The following is an 18,670-nucleotide window of genomic DNA, read 5'->3' as shown; positions in this document are numbered from 1 at the left end:
ATCACACGGAAGCGGGGGCCGGGGTCGGCAGGGCCCGGCCGAGTCGTACCGCCAGCAGCGCGGCCAACGCGATGAAGCCGGGCACCAGCAGGAAGGCCAGGTGGGTCCCGACCCCGTCGGCCATCCACCCGAGGGCGACCGGCGCGATCCCGAAACCCACAGCCATCGAGTACGCCGACCAGCCCGCCGCCTGATCGGTGGCATCTGCGGCGACGGCCAGGGCCAGGGAGATGGCCAGCGGATAGTGCAGGGCGTTGCCCAGGCCCAGCACCACCAGGCCGACCACCGCCAGCCAGCCGACCGAGGCCACCCAGAAGAGACTGAACCCGGCCAGGGACACCCCCAGGGCGGCCAGCAGGAGGGGTATCGGACGGAACCGGAGGGCCACCCGCCCGCCGAAGATCCGGCCGACGAACATGCCGGCGACGATCGCGGCCACCGCCGCCGAGGCGGCACCGGACGGCATTCCGGCGTGCACCCGCAGCACGTCCGCGGTCCACAGGGACAGGCAGACCTCGATCGAACCGGTGACCGCCATCAGCCCCCAGGCGATCCAGTACGCCCTGGGTAGCCGCCGCCTACCGGCCGCAGGCGGCACCGGCCTCCGGCGGGCTGCTCCGGCGGCGACCTGCGGTGCGCGTACCCGAGGGGTGCGGGTCGCCACCGCGACCAACGCGATCAGGGCGACCACGACGGACAGGCCGGGGCGCCAACCCCAGCCGGCGTTCACGGTGTACCCGATCACCAGCGGGGCGAGGATGCCCATGCCGGCGCAGGCGGCGTTGGCCTCGGCCAGGGCTGCGGGAGCGGCCGGCCCGTGCCGGGTGGTGAGCAGCACGTTCACGCCGCTGACCACCAGCATCCCCGCGGTGGCGATCACCATGACGATGGCGAGGGTGGCCGGTAGCGGGCGGAGCAGGGCCAGCCCGCTGACCCCGACGGCCACCCCGGCCAGCCCCAGCCAGATCGTCGGGCTTCGACCGAATCGCCGGGCGACCGGGGCGAACAGCGCCCCGCCGGCCAGCGCACCGGCCGCCAGGGCGGTGCTGTGCAGGCCGGCGACGGCGGCGCTGGTGCCCTGCTCATCACGCAGCAGGGGCACCACCGGGCCGAACCCGTAGAGGAAGAAACCCCACAGACCTAGTTGGGCGTACGCCAACCAGGTGATCCGGTCGTGACGGAGGCGGGACACCCGCCCAAGCTACAAGCGGGTGCCGCCTGCCCTACCTGCCCTGAGAGCGAACTCTCTCCCTGCTGAGCCGGGGTGTTAAGAAGGGGCCCCTGCTCTACCGCAGGCGTTAATAAGGGGCCCTTCCTTGCACCTCAGCGGACGCTGCGGGCGAACTGGCGGGCCGCCCAGTAGACCCCCGCGGCGGCGAGGATCGCGATGATGGTCAGCCCCTGCCAGACCTTGTCGTTGCCGATGTCCCCGCTGAACAGGGCCCGGGTGCCGTCCACCGCCCAGGAGAAGGGGTTCCACTTGGCGATGCCCTGCAACCAGCCGGGGGCGAAGGCCAGCGGGAGCAGGATGCCGGAGAGCAGCAGCACCGGTTGGGCGACCGTGTTCATCAGCGGGGCCAAGGCGTCCTCGCTCTTGACCTTCAGCGCTACCCCGTAGGAGACCGCCGAGGTCATCAGCGCGATCAGGGCGAGCATCAGGTAGGCCAGCAGCAGGTCGCCGATGAACACCCGCAGCTCGAACAGCAGGGCGAGCAGGGTGATGATCACCGCTTGGACCAGCAGCGACACCACGTCGCGCAGGGAGCGGCCGAGCAGCAGGGCCAGTCGGCTGACCGGGGTCACCCGGGAGCGTTCGATCACCCCGGCACGCAGCTCGGCGATCAGACCGAAGCCCTGGAACAGCCCCCCGAAGATGGCCAGCAGCACCAGCAGACCGGGCACGAAGATCTTGTACGCCTCGGCCTGGGTGGGCGCGTTCAGGGCCGGTTTGAGCAGCGGGGCGAACAGCAGCAGGTACATCACCGGCTGGAAGACGCCGACGAACACCCACACCGGGTTGCGCAGCAGCAGGTTCAGTTGACGCTGGAAGATCAGCCAGGTGTCGCGGGCGAGTTTCATCAGTTCTCCTGGTCGGGTCAGGACTCGCGCAGCGAGCGGCCGGTCTTGGTGAGGAAGACGTCGTCGAGGCTCGGGCGGTGCAGCTCGATCGACCTGAGCTCGATTCCGGCGCTGTCGACCCGGCGCAGGATGCGCGGAATGGCGGTGGCCCCGTCGTCGACGAAGAGGCGCAGGCCGCCTTCCTCAAGCGCTTCCAGCCGGCTGACGTACTCCTCGGCGGCCAGCAGCTTCTCCGCCTCGACGGCGGCGTTGTGGCCCAGGCCGAGCTGCACCACGTCGCCGGAGATCTCCCGCTTGAGCCCGGCGGGGGTCCCCTCGGCGACCACCTCGCCGTGATCCATGATCGCGATGCGGTCGCAGAGGGCGTCGGCCTCGTCCAGGTAGTGGGTGGTGATGAAGACCGTCATGCCGTCCGTGCGCAGCCGGCGGATCTCGTCCCACATGTGCGCCCGGCTCTGCGGGTCCAGGCCGGTGGTCGGCTCGTCCAGGAAGACGATCTTCGGCTCGTGGATGATGCCGAGGGCGATCTCGACCCGGCGACGTTGGCCACCGGAGTAGGTCTTGCACTTGCGGTCGGCGAACTCGGTGAGCTGGAAGGCCTCCAGGGCACGTACCGCCCGGCGCTGCGCCTCGGCCTTCGAGATGCCGTACAGCCGGGCCTGGAGCACCAGCTCCTCCCGACCGGTGGACTCGTCCCAGGTGCTGCCGCCCTGGGCCACGTAGCCGATGCGGCGGCGTACCTCGCCCGGGTCCTTGCGCAGGTCGGCGCCGGCGATGGTGGCCTGGCCCCCGTCCGGCTCGATGAGGGTCGCCAGCATCCGCAGGGTGGTGGTCTTGCCGGCGCCGTTCGGGCCGAGGAACCCGAAGATCTCGCCCGCCGCCACGTCCAGGTCCACCCCGCGTACCGCGTCGACGGTCTTCGTCTCCCGACCGGCCCGGCTGCGGTACGACTTGCGCAGCCCTCTGGTCTCGATCATCGCTTCTCCCCGCTTGAGGCCGCTGTCGGCCACCATCGTCATCGGTAACGAATCACATCGGTACGACACCACGCCGTATCGATAACGGGCCAATCCGTGCGCCATCCCACACTGAGCGCCCGTTAGGTTTGCCGGTTCGGTCGCTAAACTCCCGGTCAGTAACCCCCGGGAGGAGCCACCAAGGTGCGCAAGGTTCTCATCGCCAACCGAGGCGAGATCGCGGTACGCGTGATCCGCGCCTGCCAGGACGCCGGCCTGGGCAGTGTCGCCGTGTACGCGGACTCCGACCGGGACGCCCTGCACGCCACCCTGGCCGACGAGGCGTACGCCCTGGGCGGTGACACCGCGGCGGAGACCTACCTGCGCATCGACAAGATCATCGATGTGGCGGCCCGGTCCGGTGCCGACGCGGTGCACCCCGGCTACGGCTTCCTCGCCGAGAACGCGGACTTCGCCCAGGCGGTCATCGACGCCGGCCTGACCTGGATCGGCCCCACCCCCCAGGCGATCCGCGACCTGGGTGACAAGGTCACCGCCCGGCACATCGCCCAGCGGGCCGGTGCGCCCCTGGTCCCCGGCACCCCCGACCCGGTCGACAGCCCCGACGAGGTGATCGCCTTCGCGGCCGAACACGGCCTGCCGGTGGCCATCAAGGCCGCCTTCGGCGGTGGCGGGCGGGGTCTGAAGGTGGCCCGCACGATGGAGGAGATCCCACAGCTGTTCGAGTCGGCCACCCGGGAGGCGGTCGCCGCCTTCGGCCGGGGCGAATGCTTCGTGGAGCGGTACCTCGACCGGCCCCGCCACGTCGAGGCGCAGGTCCTGGCCGACCAGCACGGGAACGTCATCGTGGTCGGCACCCGGGACTGCTCCTTGCAGCGCCGGCACCAGAAGCTGGTAGAGGAGGCCCCGGCGCCCTTCCTCACCGCCGAGCAGCGGGCCCAGATCCACGACAGCGCCAAGGCCATCTGCCGGGAGGCCGGCTACCACGGTGCCGGCACGGTGGAGTACCTGGTCGGCAACGACGGCACGATCTCCTTCCTGGAGGTCAACACCCGGCTTCAGGTGGAGCACCCGGTCACCGAGGAGACCGCCGGCATCGACCTGGTACGCGAGCAGTTCCGCATCGCCGACGGGGAGAAGCTGCGCTTCACCGAGGACCCGGCGCCGCGCGGGCACTCCATCGAGTTCCGGATCAACGGCGAGGACCCGGGGCGCAACTTCCTGCCCGCCCCCGGCACGGTCACCGCCCTGCGGCTGCCCACCGGCCCCGGCGTACGGGTGGACACCGGCATCTCGGCCGGTGACGTGATCGGCGGCAACTTCGACTCGCTGCTGGCCAAGCTGATCGTCACCGGGGAGACCCGGACGGAGGCGTTGGAACGGGCCCGTCGGGCGCTTGCCGAGATGGTGGTCGAGGGGATGGCCACCGCGCTGCCCTTCCACCGTCTGGTGGTCTGCAATCCCGCCTTCACCGCCGAGCCGTTCACCGTCCACACCCGGTGGATCGAGACCGAGTTCGACAACACCGTGCCACCGTTCACCGGGGTGGCCGACGCGACCGCCGGCCCGGCCGAGCGGGAGACCGTCGTGGTCGAGGTCGGCGGCAAGCGCCTGGAGGTCAGCCTGCCCGCGGGCCTGACCAGCGGTTCGGCCTCCGCCGCCCCGGCCGCCCGCAAGCCCACCCGTCGTGGTGGTGCCGCCGTCAGCGCGGTGGTCGGTGGCGACTCGCTGACCTCCCCCATGCAGGGCACCATCGTCAAGATCGCAGTGGCCGAGGGGGACAGCGTCGCCGAGGGTGACCTGGTGGTGGTGCTGGAGGCGATGAAGATGGAGCAGCCGTTGCACGCCCACAAGGCGGGCACGGTCAGCGGCCTCGCCGCCGAGGTGGGCGCGGTGATCACCGCCGGCGCCGCCATCTGCACCATCGCCTGAGGTGTAAGGAAGGGCCCCCTGTTAACGCCTGGGGTAGTAAAGGGGTCCCCTCCTAACACTGCACGACGTCGCACCGCGCAGCTCAGCGGCCGACGGTCGTGCGGCGGATCAGCGGAGGGTTTCGGCGGCTACCGCGCCCACCGCGGCGGTGAGTGCGGTCAGCACCGGTGAGTCGAGTCGCCAGTGCTGCCAGTACAGCGGGATGTCCACCACCCGGCCCGGGGCCAGGTCGACGCAGCGGCCGGAGTCCAGGTCCTCGTCGGCGATCTGCTCCGGCACCATCCCCCACCCCAGCCCCAGGCGGATGGCGGCGCTGAAGGCGGGCACCGACGGCACGTAGTGCACCGGTGGGTCCAGGTCGTGACCGGCCAGGGCCTTGAGGAAGCGGTACTGGATGCGGTCCTTGCGGTCGAAGACCACCACCGGTGCGGCGGCCAGGGCCGTCGGGGTCAGCCCCTCGGGGAACCATTGTCGTACCGCCGCCGGGGTGGCCAGGGCCCGGTACCGCATCGCGCCGAGTGGGCGTACCCGGCATCCCTGCACCGGCTCCCGCTGGGCGGTCACCGCGGCCATCACCGCTCCCGCGCGCAGCAGTTCGGCGCTGTGATCCTGGTCGTCCTGACGCAGGTCGAAGGAGAGTTCCGGCGAGGCGGGCAACCGCGCCAGGGCGGCCGGGAACCAGGTGGCCAGGGAGTCGGCGTTGACCACGACGGCCACCCGGGTACGACCAGGGTCGCCACCGAGGGGCCCGCGCGCGTCGGCCAGGGCTTCCCGTTCCAGCAACGCTAGCTGTCCGGCCAGGCGGAGCAGGGGACGTCCGGCCTCGGTGGCCTGGCAGGGCCGCTGCCGTCGGACCAGCACCTGCCCGACGGTTTCCTCCAGGGCCTTGATCCGCTGGCTGACCGCCGAGGGGGTGACATGCAGTAGCCGACCGGCCGCCTCGAAGCTGCCCTCCTCGACCACGGCGGCCAGGGTACGGAGCTGGGCGGAGTCCAGACCGGCCATGAAGCTGAGCTTAACCGTGTGAAGAATCTTTAGTTGGACTGATGATCCACTGCACCCCTACGGTCGACCCATGCTCACCTCGGCCGTTGCCGGTTTCACCCTGTCCATCGCCCTCATCGTCGCGATCGGGGCGCAGAACGCCTTCGTGCTCCGCCAGGGCCTGCGCCGGGAACACCTGGTGCCGGTCGTGCTCACCTGCGCGGTGTCGGACGCCCTGCTGATCGGGGTCGGGATCGCCGGGGTGGGTTCGATGGTGACCGGTAGACCGGAGGTGCTCACCGCGATCCGCTGGGGCGGTGCCGCCTTCCTCATCGGGTACGCGATCCTGGCCGCCCGCCGCGCCCTGCGCCCCGGGGCCCTGACCCCCGCGGACCGGCCCCCGGCCCGGCTCGGCGCGACCCTGGCGGCCTGCCTGGCCTTCACCTACCTGAACCCGCACGTGTATCTGGACACCGTGCTGCTGCTCGGCGGCATCGCCCAGCAGCACCAGCACCGCTGGTGGTTCGGGGTGGGAGCCGCTCTGGCCAGTGTGTGCTGGTTCACCGCCCTCGGTGTCGGTGCCTACCGGCTGGCTCCCCTGCTGGCGCGTCCCCGGGTCTGGCAGGCCCTCGACGGCCTGATCGCGGTGGTGATGGTCGTGGTGGCGGCGGCATTGGTGCTGGGCTGAGCGGGTGGTTTCCTCCACCAGCGGCGGCGCGGACGGGCATCGGCGGCAATGATGGCCGGGTGCGTTTCCTCAATGGCACCACCCCGGCGTACGACCTGACCTACAACGATGTCTTCATGGCCCCGGCCCGATCGGAGGTGGCCTCACGGCTCGATGTCGACCTGGCCACCGGCGACGGTACCGGCACCACGATCCCCCTGGTGGTGGCGAACATGACCGCGGTAGCCGGTCGGCGGATGGCCGAGACGGTGGCCCGCCGAGGCGGCATCGCGGTGATTCCCCAGGACATCCCGATCGAGGTGGTGGCCGAGGTGGTCACCTGGGTCAAGCAGCGGCACCTGGTGTACGAGACCGCCATCGCCCTCGGCCCCTCGGACACCGTCGGCGACGCGATCCACCTGCTGCCTAAGCGGGCGTACGGCGCGGTGATTGTGGTCGACGAGGCCGGTCGCCCGATGGGGGTGGTGACCGAGGCGGACACCGTCGGGGTGGATCGCTTCGCCCAGTTGCGCGACGTGATGTCGGCCGAGTTGCACACCGTGCCGGCGGGGGCGGATCCGGGCACCGGATACGACCGGCTCTCCGTCGGGCGACGCCGGTTGGCCCCGGTGGTCGACGAGGAGGGGCGGCTGGTCGGGGTACTCACCCGGCAGGGGGCCCTGCGGGCCACCCTGTACCGGCCGGCGGTGGACGACAAGGGGCAGCTGCGGATCGCGGCGGCGGTGGGAATCAACGGCGACGTGGCCGGTAAGGCGGCGGCGCTGCTGGCGGCCGGGGTGGACACCCTGGTCGTGGACACCGCGCACGGCCACCAGGAGCGGATGATCTCCGCGCTGCGGACGGTGCGCGGGCTGGATCCGGGGGTCCCGGTGGCGGCGGGCAACGTGGTCACTGCCGACGGGGTACGCGATCTGGTGGAGGCCGGCGCAGACATCGTCAAGGTCGGGGTCGGGCCGGGGGCGATGTGCACCACCCGGATGATGACCGGGGTGGGCAGGCCGCAGTTCTCGGCGGTGCTCGACTGCGCTACCGCCGCCCGGGAACTGGGCCGGCACGTCTGGGCCGACGGTGGGGTGCGCCATCCCCGGGACGTGGCCCTGGCCCTGGCCGCCGGGGCCTCCAACGTCATGATCGGCTCCTGGTTCGCCGGCACCTACGAGTCCCCCGGGGACCTCTACACCGACGAGGACGGCCGCCGCTACAAGGAGAGTTTCGGGATGGCCTCCGCGCGGGCGGTCAGCGCCCGCACCAGTGAGGACAGCCCGTACGACCGGGCCCGCAAGGCGATCTTCGAGGAGGGCATCTCCTCGGCCCGGATGTACCTGGATCCGACCCGGCCCGGGGTGGAGGACCTGATCGACGAGATCATCTCCGGGGTACGCAGCGCGTTCACCTACGCCGGTGCGCGTACCCTGCCGGAGTTTCACGACCGGGCCCTGGTCGGGGTGCAGAGCACCGCCGGCTACACCGAGGGGATGCCGTTGCCGACGAGTTGGTGAGTGGCACATCCCCGAAAATACTTTGGCCCCTGACTGTCTGGTATCTAATCTACCGACATGAAACTGGTCCAACTCGGGGACGTGCCGCTGGGCCGCCTCCTGGTGGTCGCCGGGCACCTCACCGGCCAGCGGTGGAACCGCTATCTGGCCGAGGAGCACGGTCTCACCCAGGCCGGGATGGTCGCCCTGATGGCCCTCGCCGAGCACGGGGAACTGCCGCACCGTGCGGTGGCCGAGCTGTGCTTCGTCCGCCCGGCCACCCTCACCGGCATCGTCGACACCCTGGAGCGCGACGGCCTGGTGCAGCGCCGCAGGGACGGCACCGACCGGCGTACCGTCAAATTGACCCTGACCCCGACCGGCCGTGACCGGGTGGACGCCCTGACCGCGATGATCCAGGCGCGCCGCCCCCTCACCTCGGTCGACGCCGACCCGACCAAGGCGGCCGTCATCCGGCAGTTCCTCCTTGAGATCATCGGCCAGGAGGAGCCGGCCGGCAGACCCGCGGGAGATCCGACATGCTGATCCGGCTGCTGGGCGGCAACCTGCGCCCGTACCGACGGCCCCTGGCCATGGTGGTGCTGCTCCAGTTCGTCAGCACCATCGCCTCACTGGCCCTGCCGAGCCTCAACGCCGACATCATCGACCTCGGGGTAGCCCGGGGAGACACCGACTACATCCTGCGTACCGGCGGTTGGATGCTGGCACTCACCGTGGTGCACATCATCTGCCTGATCGCGGCGGTCTACCTGGGTGCCCACATCGCCATGGGCTTCGGCCGGGACCTGCGGGCGGCCCTGTTCGGGCATGTCAACCGCTTCTCCGCCCGGGAGGTGGCCCACTTCGGCGCCCCCTCGCTGATCACCCGCAACACCAATGACGTGCAGCAGGTGCAGATGCTCGTGCTGATGAGCTGCACCATGCTGGTCGCCGCCCCGATCATGAGCGTCGGCGGGGTGGTGATGGCCCTGCGGGAGGATGTCGGGCTCTCCTGGCTGCTGCTGGTCTGCGTACCGGTGCTGGCGATCCTGCTGGGCCTGATCATCCGGCGGATGGTGCCCAGCTTCCGGCTGATGCAGACCCGGATCGACACCATCAACCGGGTGTTGCGGGAACAGATCACCGGCATCCGGGTGGTCCGGGCCTTCGTCCGGGAGCCGTACGAGACGGCCCGGTTCGCCAACGCCAACACCGACCTGACCGCGACCGCCCTGCGTACCGGCCGACTGATGGCGTTGATCTTCCCGGTGGTGATGCTGGTGCTCAACGTCTCCAGCGTCGCGGTGCTCTGGTTCGGCGGTCAGCGGGTCGACGAGGGCGCCATCCAGGTCGGTGCGCTGACCGCCTTCCTGCAATACCTGATGCAGATCCTGATGGCCGTCATGATGGCCACCTTCATGCTGATGATGGTGCCGCGGGCGGCGGTCTGCGCGGAACGGATCACGGAGGTGCTGGACACCGAGTCCTCCGTGCTGCCCGCCCCGGACCCGGTCGTCGAGGTGACCAGCCGAGCCGAGTTGGAACTGCGCCAGGTGCGGTTCCAGTACCCGGGGGCCGCCGAGCCGGTGCTGCGGGACATCTCCTTCCGGGTGACACCGGGCAGCACCACGGCGATCATCGGCAGTACGGGGGCCGGCAAGAGCACCCTGCTCTCGCTGATCCCCCGGCTGATCGACGTGACCTCCGGTGCCGTACTGGTCGACGGGGTCGACGTGCGGCAGCTGGCGCCGGAGCAACTGTGGAACCGGATCGGGCTGGTGCCCCAGCGGCCGTACCTGTTCACCGGCACGGTGGCCAGCAACCTGCGCTACGGCAACCCGCAGGCCACCGACGAGGAACTCTGGACGGCTCTGGAGATCGCCCAGGCCCGGGACTTCGTCGAGGCCATGCCGGAGGGGTTGGCGGCCCCGATCGCCCAGGGCGGCACGAACGTCTCCGGTGGCCAGCGACAGCGGCTGGCGATCGCCCGCGCCCTGGTCCGTCGGCCGGAGATCTACCTCTTCGACGACTCCTTCTCCGCGCTGGACCTCGGCACGGACGCGCGCCTACGGGCGGCCCTGCGGCCGGTCACCGCCGACGCCGCGGTGATCATCGTCGCGCAACGGGTCTCCACCATCATCGACGCCGATCAGATCGTGGTGCTGGAGAACGGCGGTGTGGTCGGCCTGGGCCGACACGAGGACCTGCTGACGGCCTGCCCCACCTACGCCGAGATCGTGGCGTCCCAACGCACCACGGAGGTGCCGGCATGACCGAGCGGCGATCCGGGGCGTCGGCCATCCCCGCCCAGCAGTCGGCCGGCGAGAGTACGCCGAGACGACTGCCCGCCGGGGGTCATCGTGGCGGCCCGCACGGCGGCATGGGCATGGGGATGCCCGCCGAGCGTTCGATGAACTTCGGGCCCAGCGCCCGACGCCTGCTGGGCCGACTGCGTCCGCACCGCCTGCACCTGGCGGCGGTCATCGCGCTGGCGGTGCTGAGCGTCGGGTTCACCGTGATCGGCCCCAAGGTGCTCGGGCACGCCACCGACCTGATCTTCACCGGGGTGATCGGCCAGCAACTTCCGGCCGGCACCAGCGCCGAGCAGGCCGTGGCCGCGGCCCGGGCGGCCGGCAACGACAACTTCGCCGACATGCTCGCCCGGATGGAGGTGGTGCCCGGGGTGGGCATCGACTTCGCCGCCCTGGGCCGGGTGCTGATCTTCGCGTTGGTCCTCTACCTGGCGGCCAGCGTGCTGATGTGGTGGCAGGGGTGGCTGCTCAACGGGGTGGTCCAGCGCACGGTGTTCCAGCTGCGGGCCGACGTCGAGGAGAAGCTGAACCGGCTGCCGTTGCCCTACTTCGACCGGCAGCCGCGCGGGGAACTGCTCAGCCGGGTCACCAACGACATCGACAACATCTCGCAGACCCTCCAGCAGACCCTCAGTCAACTGCTGACCGCCCTGCTCACCGTGGTCGGGGTACTCGGCATGATGTTCTGGATCTCACCGCTGCTGGCCCTGGTGGCGCTGGTCGCGGTGCCGCTGTCGGTGCTGGTGACCGGGCAGATCGCCAAGCGGTCGCAGCGCAAGTTCATCGCCCAGTGGACCCACACCGGCGAGCTGAACGGGCAGATCGAGGAAGCCTTCACCGGCCACGAACTGGTCAAGGTCTTCGGTCGCCAGCGTGAGGTGGAGGCGGCCTTCCACGCCAAGAACGACGAGTTGTTCCAGGCCAGCTTCGGGGCCCAGTTCATCTCCGGGATCATCATGCCGGCGATGTTCTTCATCGGGAACGTCAGCTACGTGGCGATCGCGGTGGTCGGCGGCTTGCAGGTGGCCTCCGGTGCGATGAGCCTCGGCGACGTGCAGGCGTTCATCCAGTACTCCCGCCAGTTCACCCAGCCGCTGACCCAGGTCGCCTCGATGGCCAACCTGCTCCAGTCCGGGGTGGCCTCGGCCGAGCGGGTCTTCGCGGTGCTGGACGCCGAGGAACAGCAACCGGACCCGGCGGTGCCGGCCCGGATCAGCGACCCGCACGGCCGGGTGGAGTTCCACGACGTCTCCTTCCGGTACGACCCGGACAAGCCGCTGATCACCGACCTCTCCCTGGTCGCCGAGCCGGGACACACCGTGGCCATCGTCGGGCCCACCGGGGCCGGCAAGACCACCCTGGTCAACCTGATCATGCGCTTCTACGAGTTGGATGCCGGCCGGATCACCCTCGACGGGGTGGACATCACCACCCTCAGCCGGGACGACCTGCGCGGTCGCATCGGCATGGTCCTTCAGGACGCCTGGCTGTTCGGCGGCACCATCCGGGACAACATCGCCTACGGGCGGCCCGAGGCGACCGAGGAGGAGATCCTCGCCGCCGCCCGGGCCACCTTCGTGGACCGGTTCGTCCGCAGCCTGCCCGACGGCTACGACACCGTGATCGACGAGGAGGGCAGCAACGTCAGCGCGGGTGAGAAGCAGCTCATCACCATCGCCCGGGCCTTCCTGGCCGAGCCCGCACTGTTGATCCTCGACGAGGCGACCAGCTCGGTGGACACCCGTACGGAGGTGCTGCTCCAGCGGGCGATGGCGGCCCTGCGGTCGGAGCGGACCAGTTTCGTCATCGCCCACCGGCTCTCCACCATCCGCGACGCCGACCTGATCCTGATGATGGAGCACGGCCGCATCGTCGAGCAGGGCACCCACACCGAGCTGCTCGCGGCCAAGGGCGCCTATCACCGGCTCTACCAGGCTCAGTTCCAGCAGCCGGTCGGCGGCGAGGACCCGGTGGCCGTGCCCGCTTAGGGTGCCGGGCCGCTGACACGGGACCTGTCAGCGGCCCGGCCACGGCCGACATCGGGAACGGGGGACCCGACGCACACGGGGCCGCGCCGACAACGGTACGCCGCCGGGCGAGATTCCGGCGACCGTCATCGCACACCAGTCGATTTCGATATTCCCCGGTCAAAGCCCTCACCGGCCACACCACCGGCGAGTGTCGCTGGTCACGACGGGGCAGGGTCCGCCATGGTGACCCCGGACACATCGTCAGGCTCGGTACCTGTCCGAACCGCCCACACCACGAGGGGACCACGGTGCCCGACCTACTTACCCAGGTGGCGTCACCTGGCTGGGCATACCTCGTGCTGTTCGTGCTGCTGGTGGTGGACGCCTTCGTACCGGTGGTGCCCACCCAGTTGTTGATGATCACCGGTGGTGCCCTGACGGTGTACGGCGGACTGGACCTGCCGACGGCCATCGGCATCGGTGCTCTCGGGGTGTTCACCGGCGACCTGGCCTGTTACCTGCTCGGCCGCAGCACCTCGCGGCGTCAGCCACCTCGCCCGCAGACCCGGGGGCGGACCCGACGGATCGCCGGGCGCCTGGCGGCCGGCCTGCGCCGGCCCGGCCCCACCGGGTTGCTGCTCTGCCGGTTCGTGCCGGGTGGCCGGATGACGGTCTGCTTCGCCGCCGGTCGGGGCCGGTATCCCCTGCGACTGTTCCTGCCGTACACCGCCCTGGCGGCGACCGGTTGGGCCTCGTACGGGGGTCTGGTCGGGCACCTGGGCGGGGCGGCCCTGACCGGGTCGGCCTGGCGGATGTTGCTGATCGCGGCGGTGGCCGCCGGTGGGTTCGCCCTGACCGGCTGGGCCCTGGCCTCGATCGCCGCCCGGTTCACCCCGGCCCCGGCCGAACTGCCGGCCGACTGACCCGACCGGGCGGTCACCCTGGGGGTGATACCGGAGGGCCTGTCGGGGTGCACCCGGGGTCGGATTTCGGTGCTCGTCCCGGATCCCTCTGGGGTGGGTACGGCGACAGGCTGAACCATGCCTGGAATCCGGAACATCGGTGCACTGGCCCTCGGGGGAATCGCCCTGGCCGCACTGCTGGCCGTCGGCGGCCATCTCGCCGTGCGGGGCCTGGACCCGATGCGCCTGACCGTCAGCGACTACGCCGTCTCCGACTCCGGCGGCGCCATCCACCTGGCGATGGTGACCCTGGCGGTGGCCTCGGCGCTACTCGTACCGGCCCTGCGCCGCCTGGCCGGGCCGGGCGGTCGACTGGGCACGCCGGCCCTGCGCCGCCTGGCCGGGCCGGGCGGTCGACTGGGCACGGCTCAGCTGCTGCTCGCGGTGTGGGCCGGTGGGCTGCTGATCGCCGGTCTGGTGCCGACCAATCCGCCCGGCACCGAGATGGGCACGGCCGCGCACGTGCACCGGTACGCCTCCGTGCTGGCCTTCCTGGCCCTGCCCCTGGTCGGCTGGCTGCTCGCCGCCCACCTGCCCGCCGGAGGCCGTACCGGCCGGTGGTTGCGGATGCTCGCGGTGGCCAGCCTGCTGCTGGCCGCCGCCCAGGTCTGGTCGGCCTATCCCGGTGACCGCGCCCTCTACGGCCTGATCGAACGGGCCCTCATCCTCACCGAGGTCGGCCTGCTCGTGCTGCTGGCCACCGCCCTGCCCACCCCCGCTCGGAGGCGGACAGGGCGACCGCCGGCAAGGCAGGTCACTCCAGTTCGTGCAGCATCAGCTGACGGGCGGCCTCGGTGATCGAGCCGGAGAGGCTGGGGTAGATCGTGATGGTCTGGGCCAGCTCGTTGACGGTCAGGTTGTTCTCCACCGCCATGGTGATGGGCAGGATCAGCTCGCTGGCCTTGGGGGCCACCACGACTCCGCCGATCACCTGGCCGCTGGCCGGACGGCAGAACAGCTTGACGAAGCCGTCGGCCATCTCGTCCATCTTCGCCCGGGCGTTGCCGTCCAGCGCCAGCATCACCTGTCGGGCCGGCACCTTGCCGGCGTCCACCTCGTCCTGCGAGACCCCGACCGTGGCCAGTTCGGGATCGGTGAAGACGTTCGCCGAGACCGTACGCAGCCGCAGCGGCCGCACGGCCTCGCCGAGGGCGTGCCACATGGCGATCCGGCCCTGCATGGCGGCGACGCTGGCCAGCGGCAGCACCCCGGTGCAGTCCCCGGCCGCGTAGATGCCGGGCACGTTGGTACGGGAGACCCGGTCCACCGTCACGTACCCGCCCCGGGCCAGTTCCACGCCGTACTCGGCCAGCCCCAGCGCCTCCGTGTTCGGGATCGAGCCGACCGCGATCAGGGCGTGCGAGCCGTACACCTTGCGGCCGTCGGAGAGCTCGACCTCGACCCCGTCGTCGGTACGGCGGACCCCCTCGGCGCGGGAGTTGTTCAGGATGCTCATGCCCCGGGCCCGGAACACCCGCTCGATGGCCTGGGCGGCGTCGGCGTCCTCGTGCGGCATCACCCGGTCCCGGCTGGAGACCAGGGTGACCTGCACCCCCATGGCCAGGTAGGCGCTGGCGAACTCGGCCCCGGTCACCCCGGAACCGACCACGATCAGGTGCTCCGGCAGCTCCAGCAGGTCGTAGACCTGTCGCCAGGTCAGGATGCGCTCGCCGTCCGGCACGGCGGTGGGCAGCTGACGGGGGGTGGCTCCGGTGGCGATCAGCACCGTCGAGGCGCTGATCGCGTACGCGGCCTCCTCGCCGTGCGGGGTGACGATCACCCGGTGGGTGTGCCCCAGGGTGTCCTCGCCCATCCGGGCCCGCCCGGAGACGAAGGTGACCCCGGCCTTGACCAGCTTGGCGTGGATGTCACTGGACTGGGCCAGGGCCAGCCGCTTGACCCGCTCGTTGACCGTCCGGGCATCGACCGTCACGGCCTCCAGGCCGTCGGAGTGCACCCCGAAGACCTCGGTGTCGCGGTACCCGGTAACCACCTCGGAGCTGGCGATGAAGGTCTTGGAGGGCACGCAGTCGGACAGTACGCAGGCACCCCCGGCACCCCCGTCCTCCACGACGGTGACATCGGCGTCCAACTGGGCCGCCACCAGCGCCGCCTCGTAGCCCGCCGGCCCTCCGCCGATGATCACGATCCGGCTCACCACGACCGCCCCTCGTCCATGCTCACAGTGACTTTCTTCTCCCCGGTACGTGCGACACGCACCGTCGTATTCTCCCCCGAGCGTCCGCCGGGCTATCGTCATCGCCGTGCGTCATTACGCCGCCTACGGCTCGAACCTGGACCCTGCTCGGATGCGCGCCTACTGCCCGCATTCGCCGATGGTGGGCATCGGCTGGCTGGAGGGCTGGCGCCTGACCTTCGCCGGTGAGGATGTCATCGGCTGGGAAGGCGCGGTCAGCACGGTGGTCGAATCGCCCGGCGACCGGGTCTTCGTGGCGCTCTACGACATCCATCCGTACGACGCGGCCCAGCTCGACGAGATCGAGGGGGTCACGGCCGGCACCTACCGGAAGCTGACCGTCCGGGTGTCGACCCTGGACGGCGAGGTGACCGCCTGGGTGTACGTGTTCGACGGCTACGAGGGCGGGCTGCCCACCTCGTGGTATCTGTCCGAGATCGCGAACGCCGCCGAGAAGGCGGGCGCGCCGGACGACTACGTCCTCGAACTGCGGTCCCGCCCCACCGGCACCGCTTCGGCGTAGCGCGTCTCCCACACCCTCAGTCTGCTACCGGCCGCCGACACGGCGGGCGTCGACCCCGGAAAGCCGGGTGATCTGTCCCGGTCAGCCCCGCTTTCTCCCCCGGTAGGTAGGAACCCCGGGCCGCACGGTCAGTGTTCGGTGTGGGTCCGGGCTGCGGCCAGCAGTTCCACCAGTTCCGCGCCGCCGGCCGGACCTAGGGCCACGAAGGCGGGTGCCGCCAGGCGGTTGGTCACCGCTTCGGCCCACAGCCGCCGCCGCACCAGCGGCCCGACCGGGGGGTACGGCGGCGGCCACCCGCAGGCGATCGCCCCGCTCTCCCCTTCCGGCCCGGCCAGCACCGCCTCCAGCGGGGTCATCCCGCTGGCCCGTACCGCCACCAGATGGGCACCGGTGAAGTGCTCCCGCAGCAGGCGCAGCCCGGCGGCCAGCCGGGCGGCCGGGGTGACGGCCGGGGAGGGCATGGCCCGCCAGGCCGCGAACAGTGGCATGGCGCTGGCGTCGGCCGCCGCCACGGCCCGCTCCACCAGGTCGACCAGCCGGTCCAGGCGGGGCAGGTCGGCCAGCCGGTCCTCGCCCCAACGGCAGCACTCGGCCAGGCTGGCGGCGGCCACCTCCAGCGGGCGTACCGTCCGGGCGGCCCCCTCCCAGCCGTCGGCCACCGCGTCCGGGGCGATGAAGCCGAGGGCCGCGGCGGCCGTCTCGGCCCGGACGTCCCCCAGGGCACCGGCCCGGCCGGTGATGTAGAAGGCCCAGCCCGAGATGCCGAGCAGCCGGGCCCGTCGCAGGGTGCTGGGACATCGCCCGTACGCCTCACCCAGGGCGAGCACCGCCGGCTTGCTGGCCGCCGCCACCTGTTCCGGCGTCATCCCCGGCCACCCGAGGGTCCGTCCGTCAGGGTGGGCGCCGATGGTCCGTCCATGGGACATCAGTCTGCCGCCCCACCGCCGGACCCGGCATCCTCCTCCTCGGCGTCCAACGCCTCGACCGCGGCTTCGACCTCACCGGTGCGGCGGCGGGCCGCCCCGGCGGCCCGTTCGGCCGCCCGGCGGGCCAGCCGGGCCCGGCTGAGTTCCTGCTCGGCCACCGCCCGACGGCGCTCCAACTCGGCCAACTCCGCTTCCAGCCGGTCCAGGGCGGCGGTGCCGTCCCGCTCGGCCGCCGCCGCGGCCGCCAACTCCTCCTCGGCCCGGTCCTGGTCGGTACGGGCCCGGCCAAGCTCCTTGGCCAGAGCCCGACGGCGGCGCTCGCGCTCCGCGCGGGCCGCCCGCTGGGCCTGTTCGGCCCGCAGCGCCCCGCCCTGGGCGGGCTGTTGCCGCGGGGGTACGGCCGGCGGCTCCTGCCCACCGGTCACCAGGCGCAGTTGGGGCCGGGGCACCTCCCCGAACCCGGCGTAGTGGGCGGAGCGCAGCAGCCGACCGGAGCGGATCTGCTCGGCCACCTGAGCGTCGGACAGGGCGGCGTTCAGGGTCGCCTCGACCTCGGCCAACGGCAGCTTCCCGCTCGACGGGGCCCCCTCGACCTCGGCGGCCAGCCGGCGTACCTCGGTGACCAGGGCGGCCACCACGGCCCGCCGCTGCGCGGACAACTCCCGCAGGCGCGGGCCGCGCAGCTCCCGCTGCGCGGCCCGCAGTGCCTCGGCCAGCTGCACCAGGTCGGCCACCAACTCGGGCCGCTCCAGGGCCAGCAGGTTCACCAGCCAGGCGGCTACGGTGGGCCGCCGCAGTCGGGCGATCTCCCGGGCGGCACCCGGATCTCCGGCACGGCGGGCCTGGGCCACGGCAGCGTCCCGGGCCGCGACGAACCGGTCCGGCGGCGTCCGGTAGAGCTGCTCGACGAGATCGGGCGCCGATTCGGGCATCGGCTCAGCCGTCGATCCGGCTGCCCGGCTCGAGCCGTCGGTACTCGCTGCCCGACAGGGCGGTGTACTGCCGGTCGAGCACCATCAGGCCGTTCGCGTTGAGCAGGCCCTCGTGCAGGGCGAAGACCCGACGCGGGGCGACCGCGCGGATGAAGTCGACCACCTCGGAGAACTTCGACCAGGGTGCGTGGATCGGCGCGAAGAGGGTGTCCACCTGCACGTCATCGGGCACGAAGAGGGCGTCGCCCGGGTGGTAGACGACCTCGTTGAACAGGTACCCGATGTTGTCGATCACCGGGATGTCGGGGTGGATCACGGCGTGTCGACCGCCGTAGGCACGTACCGGCACCCCGGCGGCGGTGAAGGAGTCCCCGGGGCGTACCGGGCGCAGCGCCTCGGCCGCCTCCCCCAACATGCCGGACAGCGACTCCGGGCCGTGGATGACGAAGGGGCGCCGCTCCAACTGCCGGTTGACCGCCTCGGCATCCAGGTGGTCGGTGTGCTCGTGGGTGATCAGCACCGCGTCGGCGCCGTCCAGCGCCACTGCCGATTCGCTGAATATGCCCGGATCGACGACCAGCACCGCCCCGTCGTGCTCGATCCGCACGCACGAGTGCGCGTACTTGGTGATCCGCATCGTGATGCCTCCCATACCGAATCGTGATGTCTCCAGCGCAGTCTGCCGGAACCCGTCAGGTGAGGCGGCACGT

At 71.6% G+C, this 18,670-nt stretch carries 17 protein-coding genes; 9 read left to right on the top strand and 8 right to left on the bottom strand.

What is annotated here, in order from left to right; genetic code table 11:
• Position 1: 1 nt before the first annotated feature.
• The 3 genes from ABZ795_RS25715 to ABZ795_RS25705 all read right to left on the bottom strand — a co-directional run bounded on the left by ABZ795_RS25715 (position 2) and on the right by ABZ795_RS25705 (position 3,056).
• Positions 2–1,192, bottom strand: coding sequence for an MFS transporter (locus ABZ795_RS25715; protein ID WP_357532203.1), 1,191 nt, complete (start codon positions 1,190–1,192; stop codon positions 2–4).
• Positions 1,193–1,323: 131 nt separating this feature from the next.
• Positions 1,324–2,079 (bottom strand): ABC transporter permease, encoded by a 756-nt coding sequence (locus tag ABZ795_RS25710; RefSeq protein WP_327022763.1) that lies wholly within the window; start codon positions 2,077–2,079, stop codon positions 1,324–1,326.
• A gap of 17 nt (positions 2,080–2,096) precedes the next feature.
• Positions 2,097–3,056: an ATP-binding cassette domain-containing protein gene (locus tag ABZ795_RS25705; RefSeq protein ID WP_357532202.1), complete on the bottom strand. Its 960-nt coding sequence runs from the start codon at positions 3,054–3,056 to the stop codon at positions 2,097–2,099.
• A gap of 183 nt (positions 3,057–3,239) precedes the next feature.
• Here ABZ795_RS25705 and ABZ795_RS25700 point away from each other — a divergent pair, with 183 nt between their 5' ends.
• Complete coding sequence (locus ABZ795_RS25700) at positions 3,240–4,988, top strand: biotin carboxylase N-terminal domain-containing protein (RefSeq protein WP_357532201.1); 1,749 nt, start codon at positions 3,240–3,242, stop codon at positions 4,986–4,988.
• A 108-nt stretch (positions 4,989–5,096) separates the two neighbouring features.
• On the opposite strand, the gene ABZ795_RS25695 is transcribed toward ABZ795_RS25700, so the two are convergent.
• Entirely contained in the window at positions 5,097–5,993 is an 897-nt protein-coding gene (locus ABZ795_RS25695; RefSeq protein ID WP_357532200.1) for a LysR family transcriptional regulator ArgP, read from the bottom strand.
• Between the two features lie 70 nt (positions 5,994–6,063).
• On the opposite strand from ABZ795_RS25695, the gene ABZ795_RS25690 reads away from it, so the two are divergent.
• The 7 genes from ABZ795_RS25690 to ABZ795_RS25660 all read left to right on the top strand — a co-directional run bounded on the left by ABZ795_RS25690 (position 6,064) and on the right by ABZ795_RS25660 (position 14,180).
• Complete coding sequence (locus ABZ795_RS25690; protein WP_357532199.1) at positions 6,064–6,660, top strand: LysE/ArgO family amino acid transporter; 597 nt, start codon at positions 6,064–6,066, stop codon at positions 6,658–6,660.
• Positions 6,661–6,719: 59 nt separating this feature from the next.
• Positions 6,720–8,159: a GuaB1 family IMP dehydrogenase-related protein gene (locus ABZ795_RS25685; RefSeq protein ID WP_357532198.1), complete on the top strand. Its 1,440-nt coding sequence runs from the start codon at positions 6,720–6,722 to the stop codon at positions 8,157–8,159.
• Between the two features lie 57 nt (positions 8,160–8,216).
• On the top strand, positions 8,217–8,684 hold the full coding sequence (locus ABZ795_RS25680; protein WP_357532197.1) for a MarR family winged helix-turn-helix transcriptional regulator: 468 nt from the start codon (positions 8,217–8,219) through the stop codon (positions 8,682–8,684).
• Entirely contained in the window at positions 8,678–10,411 is a 1,734-nt protein-coding gene (locus ABZ795_RS25675; protein ID WP_357532196.1) for an ABC transporter ATP-binding protein, read from the top strand. Before ABZ795_RS25680 ends, ABZ795_RS25675 begins: the two co-directional genes overlap by 7 nt.
• The gene (locus ABZ795_RS25670) at positions 10,408–12,438 is read left to right on the top strand and encodes an ABC transporter ATP-binding protein (protein WP_357532195.1); all 2,031 of its coding nucleotides are present in this window, start codon (positions 10,408–10,410) and stop codon (positions 12,436–12,438) included. Before ABZ795_RS25675 ends, ABZ795_RS25670 begins: the two co-directional genes overlap by 4 nt.
• A gap of 290 nt (positions 12,439–12,728) precedes the next feature.
• On the top strand, positions 12,729–13,343 hold the full coding sequence (locus ABZ795_RS25665) for a DedA family protein (protein ID WP_357532194.1): 615 nt from the start codon (positions 12,729–12,731) through the stop codon (positions 13,341–13,343).
• A 117-nt stretch (positions 13,344–13,460) separates the two neighbouring features.
• Complete coding sequence (locus tag ABZ795_RS25660; RefSeq protein WP_357532193.1) at positions 13,461–14,180, top strand: DUF998 domain-containing protein; 720 nt, start codon at positions 13,461–13,463, stop codon at positions 14,178–14,180.
• Here the strand turns inward: ABZ795_RS25660 and ABZ795_RS25655 are convergent.
• The gene (locus tag ABZ795_RS25655; RefSeq protein ID WP_357532218.1) at positions 14,137–15,540 is read right to left on the bottom strand and encodes an NAD(P)H-quinone dehydrogenase; all 1,404 of its coding nucleotides are present in this window, start codon (positions 15,538–15,540) and stop codon (positions 14,137–14,139) included. The two genes, ABZ795_RS25660 and ABZ795_RS25655, sit on opposite strands and share 44 nt — an antisense overlap.
• Before the next feature lie 106 nt (positions 15,541–15,646).
• Between ABZ795_RS25655 and ABZ795_RS25650 the strand changes: the two genes are divergently transcribed.
• On the top strand, positions 15,647–16,102 hold the full coding sequence (locus ABZ795_RS25650) for a gamma-glutamylcyclotransferase (protein ID WP_327022773.1): 456 nt from the start codon (positions 15,647–15,649) through the stop codon (positions 16,100–16,102).
• Between the two features lie 128 nt (positions 16,103–16,230).
• On the opposite strand, the gene ABZ795_RS25645 is transcribed toward ABZ795_RS25650, so the two are convergent.
• From ABZ795_RS25645 to ABZ795_RS25635, 3 genes are read right to left on the bottom strand one after another with little or no spacing between them, the layout of a single operon-like run.
• Positions 16,231–16,968 carry a hypothetical protein gene (locus tag ABZ795_RS25645; RefSeq protein WP_327022774.1) on the bottom strand — a complete coding sequence of 246 codons (738 nt, stop codon included), beginning with the start codon at positions 16,966–16,968 and terminating at the stop codon, positions 16,231–16,233.
• A 59-nt stretch (positions 16,969–17,027) separates the two neighbouring features.
• Positions 17,028–17,960 carry a hypothetical protein gene (locus tag ABZ795_RS25640; protein ID WP_357532192.1) on the bottom strand — a complete coding sequence of 311 codons (933 nt, stop codon included), beginning with the start codon at positions 17,958–17,960 and terminating at the stop codon, positions 17,028–17,030.
• A gap of 4 nt (positions 17,961–17,964) precedes the next feature.
• The gene (locus ABZ795_RS25635; RefSeq protein ID WP_327022776.1) at positions 17,965–18,597 is read right to left on the bottom strand and encodes an MBL fold metallo-hydrolase; all 633 of its coding nucleotides are present in this window, start codon (positions 18,595–18,597) and stop codon (positions 17,965–17,967) included.
• Between the last annotated feature and the right edge of the window lie 73 nt (positions 18,598–18,670).

Origin of the sequence: Micromonospora sp. NPDC047134 (assembly GCF_040643455.1) — a bacterium.
Lineage (GTDB): Bacteria > Actinomycetota > Actinomycetes > Mycobacteriales > Micromonosporaceae > Micromonospora.
Note: the sequence above shows the minus strand (reverse complement) of the source record. Positions and strands in the feature narration are given on the sequence as shown.